Origin of the sequence: Flavobacterium galactosidilyticum (assembly GCF_020911945.1) — a bacterium.
Taxonomy (GTDB): Bacteria; Bacteroidota; Bacteroidia; order Flavobacteriales; family Flavobacteriaceae; genus Flavobacterium; species Flavobacterium galactosidilyticum.
Genome location: NZ_CP087135.1, coordinates 629,286 through 642,475, shown reverse-complemented (window position 1 = coordinate 642,475; position 13,190 = coordinate 629,286). Strand labels below are relative to the sequence as shown.

At 34.9% G+C, this 13,190-nt stretch carries 10 protein-coding genes; 3 read left to right on the top strand and 7 right to left on the bottom strand.

Features of this window, described 5'->3' with window-relative positions:
• Nucleotides 1–7: 7 nt before the first annotated feature.
• Nucleotides 8–532: a ribosome maturation factor RimM gene (gene rimM, locus LNP27_RS02870; protein ID WP_229943009.1), complete on the bottom strand. Its 525-nt coding sequence runs from the start codon at nucleotides 530–532 to the stop codon at nucleotides 8–10.
• Between the two features lie 15 nt (nucleotides 533–547).
• A complete protein-coding gene (locus tag LNP27_RS02865; RefSeq protein WP_229943008.1) occupies nucleotides 548–1,105 on the bottom strand; it encodes a 30S ribosomal protein S16 in 558 nt (185 codons plus the stop codon).
• 197 nt (nucleotides 1,106–1,302) lie between these two features.
• Here LNP27_RS02865 and LNP27_RS02860 point away from each other — a divergent pair, with 197 nt between their 5' ends.
• Complete coding sequence (locus LNP27_RS02860; protein WP_229943007.1) at nucleotides 1,303–1,785, top strand: DUF6252 domain-containing protein; 483 nt, start codon at nucleotides 1,303–1,305, stop codon at nucleotides 1,783–1,785.
• A 196-nt stretch (nucleotides 1,786–1,981) separates the two neighbouring features.
• Nucleotides 1,982–2,341, top strand: a complete 360-nt coding sequence (gene rbp / locus LNP27_RS02855) for an RNA-binding regulator (protein WP_229943006.1) — start codon at nucleotides 1,982–1,984, stop codon at nucleotides 2,339–2,341.
• A gap of 289 nt (nucleotides 2,342–2,630) precedes the next feature.
• On the opposite strand, the gene leuB is transcribed toward rbp, so the two are convergent.
• From leuB to leuC, 5 genes are all read right to left on the bottom strand, one after another.
• Nucleotides 2,631–3,686, bottom strand: a complete 1,056-nt coding sequence (gene leuB, locus LNP27_RS02850; RefSeq protein ID WP_229943005.1) for a 3-isopropylmalate dehydrogenase — start codon at nucleotides 3,684–3,686, stop codon at nucleotides 2,631–2,633.
• Between the two features lie 119 nt (nucleotides 3,687–3,805).
• Nucleotides 3,806–5,326 carry an alpha-isopropylmalate synthase regulatory domain-containing protein gene (locus LNP27_RS02845; RefSeq protein ID WP_229943004.1) on the bottom strand — a complete coding sequence of 507 codons (1,521 nt, stop codon included), beginning with the start codon at nucleotides 5,324–5,326 and terminating at the stop codon, nucleotides 3,806–3,808.
• 37 nt (nucleotides 5,327–5,363) lie between these two features.
• Nucleotides 5,364–5,666 (bottom strand): antibiotic biosynthesis monooxygenase family protein, encoded by a 303-nt coding sequence (locus LNP27_RS02840; protein ID WP_229943003.1) that lies wholly within the window; start codon nucleotides 5,664–5,666, stop codon nucleotides 5,364–5,366.
• A 69-nt stretch (nucleotides 5,667–5,735) separates the two neighbouring features.
• Entirely contained in the window at nucleotides 5,736–6,332 is a 597-nt protein-coding gene (gene leuD / locus LNP27_RS02835) for a 3-isopropylmalate dehydratase small subunit (protein WP_229943002.1), read from the bottom strand.
• A gap of 173 nt (nucleotides 6,333–6,505) precedes the next feature.
• The gene (gene leuC, locus LNP27_RS02830; RefSeq protein ID WP_229943001.1) at nucleotides 6,506–7,900 is read right to left on the bottom strand and encodes a 3-isopropylmalate dehydratase large subunit; all 1,395 of its coding nucleotides are present in this window, start codon (nucleotides 7,898–7,900) and stop codon (nucleotides 6,506–6,508) included.
• Nucleotides 7,901–8,576: 676 nt separating this feature from the next.
• On the opposite strand from leuC, the gene dnaE reads away from it, so the two are divergent.
• A complete protein-coding gene (gene dnaE / locus LNP27_RS02825) occupies nucleotides 8,577–13,130 on the top strand; it encodes a DNA polymerase III subunit alpha (protein ID WP_229943000.1) in 4,554 nt (1,517 codons plus the stop codon).
• Nucleotides 13,131–13,190: the final 60 nt, after the last annotated feature.

The following is a 13,190-nucleotide window of genomic DNA, read 5'->3' as shown; positions in this document are numbered from 1 at the left end:
ACTTTTTCTAAAGGTACATTTCAATAAGACCTTCCGGTAAATCCATGACGACTTTTTTGTTTTCCCTGTCAATTTTTACAAGGAAATGATCAATCATAGGAATAAGTATTTCTACGTCACCATTCAGCACTTCAAAAAGAGGTTGTGCTGTCGTATCATTTATAGATTGAATTTTTCCAACAACACCTAGGCGTTTGTCTTCCACTTCAAAATCAATAACTTCGTGGAAATAGAATTTGTTACCGGTAAGTTTTGGCAACATTTTTAAAGGAAGATATAAGTCGTTGCCTATCACAGCATCTGCATCTTCTTCAGTGTTGATGTCTTCAAAACGGATTCTGAGGAAATCATTCTTGTGTAGTGAACTACTTTCAATAAAAAAAGGAACCAAGTGTTTGTTGCATTCAACAAACACTGATTCCAAGTTTTCGTATAACTCAGGTTCGTCCGTGTCTAGGTAGGCAAGAACTTCACCTTTGAAACTAAATTTTTTAGCGATTTTACCTAAATAGAAACAATCTTCTTTACGCATTTCTCGCTATTAAAATTATGCTTCAGTTGTTTCGTTATTTTCTTCTGCAGCAGGAGTTTCTTCAGCCGAAGCTTCAACTTCTTCTTCTACAGCTGGAGTTGCAGCAGCAATAGCATCTGCTTCAGCTTGTGCAGCTGCAGCTAAACGTTTTGCGTTTACATCTTGTTCTGCTTTGAAAGCTTTAGCTTTAGCATCAGCTTGCGCTTTTGTTAAACCGTCTTTTTTAGCATCAACTTTTCCAGATTTAGCCTCTAACCAAGTTGCTAATTTTGCGTCAGCTTGTTCTTGAGTTAAAGCACCTTTACGAATACCACCATCAAGGTGATGTTTCAATAAAGCTCCTTTGTAAGAAAGAATCGCTTTAGCAGTATCAGTTGGTTGAGCACCATTGTGCAACCATTTTACTGCGCTATCAAGGTTCAAGTCGATAGTTGCTGGGTTTGTGTTTGGATTGTAAGTACCGATTTTCTCTAAGTATTTACCATCTCTTTTTGAGCGTGCATCTGCAGCTACAACCCAGTAAAAAGGTTTTCCTTTTTTACCGTGTCTTTGTAATCTAATTTTTACTGACATAATCGTGTGATTAAATTTTGAGGTACTCGACCTCGATTAATTAAGGGTGCAAAGATACATTTTTTATTTATAATTACTAACGCTAGTTGTATTTTCATGAATGGTAGAGAGTTGTGTTTGATTAATAGTCTGTTTTTGAAGTAATCAATAATAGTTTAAGCTAATAATGGCTATTTTTGTTTAGTAAATATTATTCTATGAAAAAAATAATCCTATTGATTGTTGTGCTTTTTGCTGTAGTTTCTTGCGAACAGGATGTTAGGTTTAATGACCCTTCTTTTCAGGCATTGAAAAATGATGTGTTTTGGCGGGCAATAGATTCGCGAGCTACTTTAGCTTCGGATGGATCATTGTTAATTGAAGCATTTACTAGTAATGAGGTTTTGTCAATAAAAATTCATGGCATTGATCAAGATATTGATTATATATTAGGTGGAGGTAACTCGGAAAATGCTGTATACGAATTGAAAGAAAACCTGAATATGATTATTTACAGAACAGATGGTACTACTGCAAATGGTCAAATTACGATAACTAAATATAATGAGGTTAATGAAACGATAACTGGAACTTTTAAATTCAATGTTAAGAATGTAAGTGATTCAGAATTAGTAAATCCAATTTTAAGTTTTCGACAAGGCGTTTTTTATAATGTACCGGTAAAGTTACAGGTACCTTAAAGAACTAATGTTTAATATGTTCTTGCTGTAAATTCTATAATTAGAATCAAGTTTTGGCTGTATTAATGAATGAAATTTGCTTCAATATCAAATTTTATGTTTTTTCTCTTTTTTAATTAAAATCATAAATAAGCTAATATATAGTAGATTAGAAAATAAATGCACTACATTTGTTGTATTATTTAAATAAGTACATATGAATATTTTTGTTGGAAGCCTTCCATTCAGTATTGAGGAAGCAGATTTAAGAGAGTCTTTCGAGGCTTACGGAGCAGTTGATTCAGTTAAAATTATCTCGGATAAATTTACAGGAAGAAGTAAAGGATTTGGTTTTGTTGAGATGCCAAATGATGACGAAGCTCAAAAAGCAATTGACGAATTGAACGGAGCTACTGTTCAAGGACGTGCAATCGTTGTTAACAAGTCTGAGCCAAAACCAGAAGGCGAAAGAAGAAGTTTTAACAACAACCGTGGTGGAGATTCACGCGGAGGTTATGGTGGAAACAGCCGTGGTGGAGATAACCGTGGAGGTGGAGACAGAGGAGGAAGATATTAATATTCTTTTCAATCATATAGAAAAAGGTGTCAATGTAAATTGACACCTTTTTTGTTTCTAATTACCTTATCGCTTTAATTTGTCATTTTTTTGGCAGAGTCTCAATCATTTTGCATATAGGAGATTATATAATATAATGCTGGCCGATGTATTAGTGGTTGAGTGATCCAAATAACAATTAATTGTAATTTTATTTTTATATAATTGCTGTAAATTAATGCAATAAAAAAACATTCGCATAAACAAATGGTTTTTTGATTTAACTATCAACTATGAAATAATTAAGTATTTACAGGTTTGCAACTAGCCAGTCTCCGACTTCTTTAGTTCCGTATGCTTTTCCGCCATCAGCAAGATCTTCGGTAACTACTCCGGCCTCTAAAGCTTTGTTTACTACAGCTCTCATTGCTGCACCTTCTTCCATCAATCCAAAGTTTTCAAACATCATTGCAGCAGATAAAACCGTAGCCATTGGATTAGCAATGTTTAGTCCTGTTGCTTGCGGGTATGAACCGTGAATAGGTTCAAAAAGAGACACATTAGTTCCCATAGAGGCAGAAGGCATAAGTCCCATTGAACCAGAAATTACAGAAGCTTCATCAGTTAAAATATCACCAAATAAGTTCTCCGTAATTAACACATCATATGAATTTGGCCATTGTACTAAACGCATTGCTACTGCATCAACAAATTCATACGATACAGTAACTTCAGGATAATCTTTTTCCATAGCTTGAACTGTTTCTCTCCACAAACGTGACGTTTCCATTACGTTTGCTTTATCTACGCAACATAATTTCTTAGTACGTGTCATTGCTAATTCGAAACCTTTTTTAGCCAAACGTTGTACCTCGGATCTGGTGTAAACACAATTATCAAAAGCAGTGTCTCCGCCGTCTCTCCTTCCTTTTTCACCAAAGTAAATTCCGCCGGTTAATTCTCGTAAGAAAACCAAATCTGTTCCTTCAATTCGCTCTCTTTTTAAAGGAGACTTATCTAATAATGATGGGAATGTAAAAGTAGGGCGTACATTCGCAAATAAGCCTAATTTTTTACGCATCAATAATAGCCCTTGCTCAGGTCTTACTGGTGCTAATGGATCATTATCGTATTTTGGGTGACCAATTGCTCCAAACAATACTGCATCTGCAGCCAAACAAATTTCATGCGTTTCATCTGGATAAGGAACTCCTACAGCATCAATTGCAGCAGCGCCAGTTAAAGCAGGTTTCCATGTAATTTCATGTCCAAATTTTTTAGCAACAGCATCCGAAACTTTTACAGCTTCATTAATTACTTCTGGTCCAATTCCGTCTCCGGCTAAAAGTGCAATAGTGTATTTCATTTTTTAGATTTTTTTTCTTCTCCATTTAGTGAGCTAAGAAGAATATTTTTATAATTTTTTAATGTTTTTATCGATTTTTACAATTGTCATTGACTCTTGCTATTATCATTGATTTATATTTACGGAATTACATTTAGCATTTTTTGGGTAGCGACAATAGCTGCAACCGTTTGATCTGAATCTAGTCCTCTTGTTTTGAATTCTTTTCCATTGTTCGTCCAAGTGATAATAGTTTCGCATAAAGCATCAGAACTACTACCTGGCGGAATTCGAACAGCGTAATCAATCAATTTAGGCAATTCTAGATTTTTGCTTTTGTATATTTTTGCCAACGCATTCATGAAAGCATCAAATTGCCCGTCGCCTTGTGAATGTTCTTCAATTACTTCTCCATCTATTTTTAAACATAAAGTTGTTGATGGTCGCATCCCTTTGGCATGAGATAATATATAGGATTGTACTATAATTTTCTCCTGATAGGTCTGACTGTCTAAAACATCTGATATAATATAAGGTAAGTCTTCTTTGGTAACTGTTTCTTTCTTGTCACCTAATTCAATGATTCTTTGAGTAACTAATTTTAAATCTTCCGGATTTAATTGCAGTCCTAATTCTTGAAGATTTTTTTCGATATTGGCTTTTCCCGATGTTTTTCCTAAAGCATATTGGCGTTTTCTTCCAAAACGTTCAGGAAGCAAATCGTTAAAATATAAATTGTTTTTATTGTCTCCATCAGCATGAATTCCTGCGGTTTGAGTAAAAACATTATCACCTACAATGGGTTTGTTAGCAGGTATTCTATAACCTGTAAAAGTTTCTACCAATTTACTCACGGAATATAAGGAAGACTCGTTTACATTCATTTCAACTTCTGGCATGAAGTCATTGATGACGGCAACAGTACTTTCTAAAGGTGCATTTCCAGCACGCTCACCCATTCCGTTTACCGTAACATGAAGTCCATTTATTCCAGCTTTTACAGCTTCCATAACATTGGCAACACTTAAATCATAGTCGTTATGAGCATGAAAATCAAAATGAGTATTAGGATATCTTGCGGTTATTTGAGAAATAAAATTAAAAGTTTCCGATGGAATAAGTACGCCTAAAGTATCAGGCAAAAGAATTCTTTTTACCGCTTGTTTAGTAAGAAAATCTAAATATTGAAACACATATTCCGGAGAGTTGCGCATCCCATTGCTCCAATCTTCTAGGTAAACGTTTGTATCGATATTATTTTCTTGTGCTAAAATAATTGCAGCTGCGATTTCGCTAAAATGTTGCTCAGGTGTTTTCTTTAATTGGTGCGTTAAATGATTCAAAGAACCTTTGGTCAACAAATTCTGTACTTTGGCACCAGTACTTTTCATCCATTCAATAGAAAGTCCTCCGTCAACAAAAGTTAAAACCTCAATTCGTTTGCTATATCCTTTTTCTTTGGCCCAAGCCATAATGCCTTTGACGCCTTGAAACTCACCTTCACTAACTCGTGCAGAAGCAATTTCGATTCTGTCTATGTTTAATTCTTCCAGTAATAATTGTGCAATGGTTAATTTTTCTGCCGCAGAAAACGATACTCCCGAGGTTTGTTCCCCATCGCGAAGCGTCGTATCCATTATTTCAATTCTTCTTTTTTCCATTTTAAATTTGATGCTAAAGCAAGCTTTAGGTGAAAACCTATTTTTTATTTTCCAATATTGTTACAAAATGTTCCACAATTGGGAACGGATCATAATAATGATGAAGCAAATTTTTCCATTCTAAATACTGTTCGGATTGTCTAAAAGCTATGGTGTGGTCTTCTAATTTTTCCCAATCAACCAGTAAAATGTATTTATTTTCCTGTTCGATGCACTTTCTCAAACTATGTCCACAATAGCCTTGAATTGAACTAATAAATTGACTGGCAATCTCAAAATCTTTTTCAAATTGTTTTTCTTCTCCTTTTTTTACAAATAAGAGGGCTAATTCTAGAATCATATTTAAAATTTTAAACCTCAAAAGTTTTTTTCAAACCTTTGAGGTTTAGTCTTATGTTACATATATTTTCTAATAAGGCAATTTGTCTGCAAATTCCACAATTTCCTTTTTGATGTTTTGCAAATAATCGATATCATCAAAACCATTGATCATATTGTTCTTTTTGTATCCATTGATATCAAAAGATTCTTTTTGACCTGTAGCTAATAAAGTAATCGTTTGCTCTGGCAAATTGATTTCCAATTGTGTATTTGAATCTGCTTCGATAGCTTTGAAAATAGTATCTGAAAATTCAGGGCTGATTTGCACTGGCAAAACACCAATATTCAAACAGTTCCCTTTGAAGATATCAGCAAAGAAACTTGAAACTACAGCACGGAATCCGTAATCGTAAACTGCCCAGGCCGCGTGTTCTCTTGAAGAACCTGAGCCAAAGTTTTTTCCGCCTACCAATATTTTTCCGCTGTAAGTTGCGTCATTCAAAACGAAATCTGCTTTAGGAGAATTATCTCCGTTGTATCTCCAGTCTCTGAAAAGGTTGTCTCCAAAAGCTTCTCGTTTCGTGGCTTTCAAGAAACGAGCTGGGATGATTTGATCGGTATCCACATTTTCTATCGGTAACGGCACTGCGCTACTCGTAAGGATATTAAATTTATCGTATGCCATTTGATTTTTGATTTTTGATTAACGATTGCTGATTTTTGATTTTCTGAGTAGAAAACTGAAAAAGGTATCGTTAATGTGTTTTTTTAAAATTAGAAATTGAAATTTTTAAAAATTCTTTTGATTGGATTAACGAAATCTTAATTTAAAAATCGTTAATCTTCAATCAGAAATCTTTAAAAAAGATCTCTCGGATCTGTCAGCACTCCAGTTACTGCAGCTGCAGCAGCCATGATTGGACTAGCTAATAACGTTCTTGAACCTGGTCCTTGACGGCCTTCAAAGTTTCTGTTTGAAGTGCTTACTGCATATTTTCCAGCAGGAACTTTATCATCGTTCATAGCTAAACAAGCAGAACATCCAGGCTGACGCAATACAAAGCCGGCTTCGGTAAGAATATCTAACAACCCTTCTTCTTTTATTTGTGCTTCAACAACATGCGAACCTGGAACTAACCAAGCTGTTACATTATCCGCTTTTTTACGACCTTTTACAATTTCTGTAAATGCTCTAAAATCTTCAATTCGTCCATTAGTACAACTTCCTAAGAAAACAAAATCAATTGGTTTACCAATCATTACATCGTCTTCTTCGAAGCCCATATAGGCTAAAGATTTTTTGTACGTCTCAGCTCCACCTTCAACTTGGTTGGCAGTTGGAATATTTTTTGAGATACCGATTCCCATTCCAGGATTAGTACCGTATGTAATCATTGGTTCAATATCTTCTGCATTGATGTTTAACTCAGCGTCAAAAACCGCATCTTCATCTGTTTTTAAAGTTTTCCAATATTCTACTGCTTTAGTCCAAGCTTCTCCTTTTGGAGCGAATAATCTTCCTTCTAAAAAGTCGAAAGTTTTTTGGTCAGGAGCAATCATACCACCACGAGCACCCATTTCGATACTTAAGTTGCAAACGGTCATACGACCTTCCATAGACATTTCTTCGAAAACATTTCCGGCATATTCGGCAAAATAACCAGTTCCTCCAGAAGTTGTTAATTTTGAAATGATATAAAGAGCAACATCTTTTGGTCCAACACCTTTGCTCAATTTACCATTTACGTTGATGCGCATTTTCTTTGGTTTTGGCTGCATGATACATTGTGTAGCTAGTACCATTTCTACCTCAGATGTTCCAATCCCAAAAGCAATGGCGCCAAAAGCACCATGGGTAGAAGTATGTGAATCTCCACAAACGATTGTTGCTCCAGGCAAAGTAATTCCGTTTTCAGGTCCTACTACGTGAACAATTCCGTTTTTTTGATGACCTAATCCCCAGTGCGAAATACCATATTCTGCAGCATTATCTTCTAATGCTTTGAGCTGATTAGCTGATAAAGCATCTTCAAGAGGTAAGTGTTGATTTATAGTTGGTGTATTATGATCGGCAGTTGCAAAAGTGCGCTCTGGATATAATACTTTAACATTTCTTGATTTTAAACCTAAAAAAGCAACAGGACTAGTGACTTCATGAATGAAATGACGATCAATAAAAAACACATCCGGTCCATCTTCAATTTTACGCACAACATGCGAATCCCATACTTTGTCAAATAATGTAGTACTCATTTTTTAATATTTTTTAAGTGTATTTCATCTTTTTATAGCTTTAGAAATCAGTAATGGCTATAATGGTGAGAGCAAAATTAAAATTTAAAATAAATTCTTCAATATCACGATTCCATTATATACGATACCCAAAATGCTTTTACATTCGTTTGTTGTTTAATTTTGTTAGTGGATGGGTGGAAATTGCTTTTTATTTTAATGTTTTTTTTAATTTTAATAGTATTGCTTAATAAAACAGTTGTAGTTTGCTTTATTGATTATTTCGTAATATTTTTAGATGTTTAATTATCTTATTTTGGATATAAATATATTTTATGATTTATTTACAATTAATTCAATAATAGAATTGATTTTTAATTATTCTGTTTGTCTCTTTTTATAATGGTTTTTAAACTAATTCACGATTTGTTTTAGAAGAACGTTTTTAGATTTTTTTTTATGAAATACTACGACATCCAAATAATAGAAAAGTACAGTAAATATTTTTATAAGTTTTAAAATCTTATAGATCTATATTACGATAATTTCAAAAATAATAAGAGAATCCTTTACAAAAAAGGCAACGATTTTTTTCTTAGTTTATTAAAAAATAGCTGCCTTTTTTTATATAAAATAACCTAAATTTGAAATTCAATTTTTGTGATTTTATATAATTGCAAACACTTCAATTCCAGACATGTACTTAATATTCGATACTGAAACTACAGGATTACCTAAGCGTTGGGGCGCACCCATTTCTGATACTGACAACTGGCCACGTTGCATTCAAATCGCATGGCAGTTGCATGATGATATGGGGAAACTTGTCGACCATCAGGATTATTTGGTAAAACCAGAAGGTTTTAATATTCCCTATGATGCGGAACGTATTCACGGAATTTCTACTGAATTGGCAGGTGCCGAAGGAATTTCTTTGGCTGAAGTTTTAGAGAAATTCAATATCGCTTTAGGCAAAGCCAAATATATTGTAGGTCAGAATTTAGGTTTTGATATCAATATTATGGGTTGTGAATTTTACAGAATGGGAGTGGAAAGCCAAATGAGTTCCATGCCAATTCTGGATACTTGTACTGAGGTTACTGCTTCTTTATTGAAATTGCCTGGTGGTCGTGGCGGGAAATTCAAATTGCCTACACTTACAGAATTACATAGTTACTTATTTAACAAGCCTTTTGGCGAAGCGCACAACGCAACTGCCGATGTGGAGGCAACTACGCGTTGTTTTCTAGAGTTAATTAGACGTGAGATTTTTACTAAGGAAGAGCTAGATGTTGAACCTGGTTATTTCAAAGACTTTCAAAATAGAAATCCTGCCGAAATAAAACTAATAGGTTTAAAACATATTAATCTCAAAGCAGCTTCAGATAAAATTCGTCAGCAATTTGGTGAGAAACAGGAGCCAGCGGTTTCTAAACAAGAACTTTCTGAGAATAAAAAAGTATTGGTTGATGCGCCTTTCGTGCATCTACATAATCATACACAATTTTCAGTATTACAATCTACCATCAGTATTGCTGCATTAGTAAAAGCGGCGGCACAGCAAAAAATGCCAGCAGTGGCCATGACCGATCATGCGAATTTGATGGGTGCTTTTCACTTTGTTCGCGATATTCTATATCATAACAAAGCGGCTGAAGCCAAAAATAAAGCAGCAATAGAAAATGGTGAGGAGCCTACTGAAGTTCCTATGAAACCTATTGTTGGTTGCGAGTTTTTTGTTTGTGAAGACCATAAAAACAAGTCGGTTAAAGACAATGGGTACCAAATAGTTCTTTTGGCGAAGACCAAAAAAGGCTATCATAATTTAGCCAAAATGTCTTCTATCGCTTATACGGAAGGATTTTATTATGTTCCAAGAATCGATAGAAAAGTCATTCAGGAATTCAAAGAAGATATTATCGTATTGTCTGGAAATTTGTATGGAGAAATTCCAAATAAGATTTTGAATATTGGTGAAAACCAAGCAGAGGAAGCCTTGATTTGGTGGAAAAATGAATTCAAGGAAGATTTTTATATCGAAGTGATGCGTCACAATCAAGAAGATGAAAATAGAGTTAATACTTCTCTAATTTCGTTAGCTAGAAAACACGATGTCAAAATAATCGCTACTAATAATACCTTTTATATCAATAAGGAAAATTCGAATGCGCACGATATTTTACTTTGTGTGCGTGATGGCGAAAAGCAAACTACGCCAATAGGTCGTGGTCGCGGTTATCGTTACGGATTGCCCAATCAGGAATACTATTTCAAATCGGGAGACGAGATGAAGCAGCTTTTTGCTAATCTACCAGAGGCGATTTCGAATATTTCAGAGATTGTAGATAAAATTGAAATTTACGATTTAGCTCGTGAAGTTTTGCTTCCAAAATTTGAAATTCCAAGTGAGTTTGAAGTGCCAGAAGATGTTGTTGATGGAGGAGTTCGAGGTGAAAATGCTTATTTAAGACACCTTACTTTTGAAGGTGCTAGAAGAAGATATGTTGAAATCACCGAAGAAATTCAGGAACGACTGGATTTTGAGTTATTAACGATTTCGAATTCTGGTTATCCAGGATATTTTCTAATTGTGCAGGATTTAATTGCTGAGGCTCGGAGCATGGGAGTTTCTGTAGGGCCTGGAAGGGGGTCTGCAGCAGGTTCCGTAGTAGCGTATTGTTTGAAGATTACGAATATTGATCCCTTAAAATACAACTTGCTTTTTGAGCGTTTCCTGAATCCGGATCGTGTGTCTCTTCCCGATATTGATATCGATTTTGATGATGAAGGTCGTAGTAGTGTCATGGATTATGTGATTCGCAAATACGGTTCGAAACAAGTGGCACAAATTATCACGTATGGTAAAATGGCGACTAAATCAGCGATTCGTGATACGGCGAGAGTACTAGATTTACCTTTGTTTGAAGCGGATAAAATTGCAAAGTTGATTCCAGGTATGATGCCGTCTAAATGGAATTTGGCTCGTTTTTTAAATGAAAAAGAAGATGTAATTAAAAAGGCAGTTCGGCCGGAAGAATACGATAAAATTAAAGAATTAATAGGTCTTGCTGGTGAAGATGATTTGGGTGGAGAAACGATTCAACAGGCCAAAGTTTTAGAGGGAAATCTAAGAAACACAGGTATTCACGCATGTGGTGTGATTATTACTCCTAGCGACATTACAAATTTTGTTCCGGTAGCTACAGCTAAAGATTCGGATTTGTATGTAACACAGTTCGATAACTCGGTAGTAGAAAGTGCCGGTTTGTTGAAGATGGATTTCTTGGGTTTGAAAACCCTAACTTTGATAAAAGATACAGTCAAATTAGTGAAATATAGAAGTGGAATTGACCTTGATCCCGATTCGTTTCCTATTGATGACGTAAAAACATACGAGCTTTTCCAGCGAGGAGAAACGGTGGGGATTTTTCAATATGAAAGCCCAGGAATGCAGAAATACATGAAGGAATTGAAACCAACGGTTTTTCCTGATTTAATTGCCATGAATGCATTGTATCGTCCAGGTCCAATTGCTTATATTCCGAGTTTCGTCAAGCGAAAAAATGGCGAAGAAGAGATCATTTATGATCTTGATGCGTGTGAAGAATTATTAAAAGATACTTACGGAATTACCGTGTACCAAGAACAAGTAATGCTTTTGTCTCAAAAACTAGCGGATTTCTCTAAAGGTGATGCCGATGTTTTGCGTAAAGCGATGGGAAAAAAGCAAAAAGATGTCTTGGATAAAATGAAACCTAAATTTATCAATCAAGCTGCTGAGAAAGGTCATGCTGTAGATAAACTGGAGAAAATTTGGAAAGACTGGGAAGCATTTGCAGAATATGCCTTTAATAAATCACACTCTACTTGTTATGCTTGGATTGCGTATCAAACAGCATATTTGAAAGCCAATTATCCAGCAGAATATATGGCAGCGGTTTTGTCCAATAACATGAGTGATATTAAGCAAGTTTCTTTCTTTATGGAGGAATGCAAGCGTATGGGATTACAGGTTTTAGGACCAGATGTAAATGAGTCTTTTTATAAGTTTACTGTAAACGATGATTATGCAGTGCGTTTTGGAATGGGTGCTATAAAAGGTGTGGGTTCTGGAGCAGTGGCTACGATTGTTGAAAATAGAAAGGATGCTAAATACAAATCGATCTTTGATTTAGCCAAGCGTATCGATTTGCGTGCCGCAAACAAGAAAGCGATTGAAAACTTAGCTTTGGCTGGTGGTTTTGATTCATTTGGGAATACAACAAGAGCACAGTATTTTCATGATGATGGCGACGGAATTACGTTTTATGAAAAAGCGATACGATATGGCTCTAAATATCAAGAAAATGAAAATTCATCACAAGTAAGTTTATTTGGCGAAACCAGCGATGTGCAAATCGAGGAGCCTGTTGTGCCGCCTTGCGAGGATTGGAGTACAATGGAGAAACTCGCTAGAGAGAAAGAGGTGGTAGGAATTTATATTTCGGGACATCCATTAGATGATTTTAAGTTTGAAATGAAATATTTCTGCAATGCTAAATTAGAAGCACTCAAAAATATGGAAGCTCATGTGGGAAAAACACTTGCCTTTGGTGGTATTGTTTCTAATGTGCAAAGACGAATAGCTAAAAACGGTAAAGAATGGGCGATTTTTAACTTAGAAGGTTTTGATGAGAGTTATGAGTTTAAAATATTCAACGAAGAGTATTTGAATTTTCATCGGTTCTTACTACCGAATAACTTTGTTTATTTCAAAATTTTGATAAAAGACGGTTGGGTAAATAGGGATACAGGGAAAAAATCAGAACCAAGATTACAGTTTACAGAAGCAAAGCAATTGCAAGATGTGCTAAGTATTTTTGCTAAGAAATTAATCTTGTTGCTAAACATCTCCGACTTACAAACAGATTTTATACATAAACTAAGTCATCTTTTTCAAGAAAATAAAGGAGATAGTACAGTGTCTTTTGAAGTTATGGAAATTGAAAAGACAAAAAGGTTAGTAGAGGTCGCTCCTGTAGAAGTGGATAATGAGGAGGAGGAAGTTTTTGTTGATGAAAATGAAGATTCTGAAACAGAGGCTGAAAGTGTGACTGATGTAAATGTCGTAGCAAAAGTTAAAGTAGAGGAAATTGAGGAAATAAAAGTAGTGACAAAATTGACGATGCCAAGCAGGAAGTTGAAAGTCAATATTTCGAACGAATTGTTAGTAGAATTGGAAAAAATGCAGATAAATTTTAAATTAAATTGATTTTAAGGGCTCGTTTTTACGTTTTTGTTATTTGTATATGTTAAATTTTTTATCGTAACA

Coding starts and splice junctions, on each gene's coding strand:
- rimM (WP_229943009.1), bottom strand. CDS start 532: ATGCGTAAAGAAGATTGTTTCTATTTAGGTAAAATCGCTAAAAAATTT.
- LNP27_RS02865 (WP_229943008.1), bottom strand. CDS start 1,105: ATGTCAGTAAAAATTAGATTACAAAGACACGGTAAAAAAGGAAAACCT.
- LNP27_RS02860 (WP_229943007.1), top strand. CDS start 1,303: ATGAAAAAAATAATCCTATTGATTGTTGTGCTTTTTGCTGTAGTTTCT.
- rbp (WP_229943006.1), top strand. CDS start 1,982: ATGAATATTTTTGTTGGAAGCCTTCCATTCAGTATTGAGGAAGCAGAT.
- leuB (WP_229943005.1), bottom strand. CDS start 3,686: ATGAAATACACTATTGCACTTTTAGCCGGAGACGGAATTGGACCAGAA.
- LNP27_RS02845 (WP_229943004.1), bottom strand. CDS start 5,326: ATGGAAAAAAGAAGAATTGAAATAATGGATACGACGCTTCGCGATGGG.
- LNP27_RS02840 (WP_229943003.1), bottom strand. CDS start 5,666: ATGATTCTAGAATTAGCCCTCTTATTTGTAAAAAAAGGAGAAGAAAAA.
- leuD (WP_229943002.1), bottom strand. CDS start 6,332: ATGGCATACGATAAATTTAATATCCTTACGAGTAGCGCAGTGCCGTTA.
- leuC (WP_229943001.1), bottom strand. CDS start 7,900: ATGAGTACTACATTATTTGACAAAGTATGGGATTCGCATGTTGTGCGT.
- dnaE (WP_229943000.1), top strand. CDS start 8,577: ATGTACTTAATATTCGATACTGAAACTACAGGATTACCTAAGCGTTGG.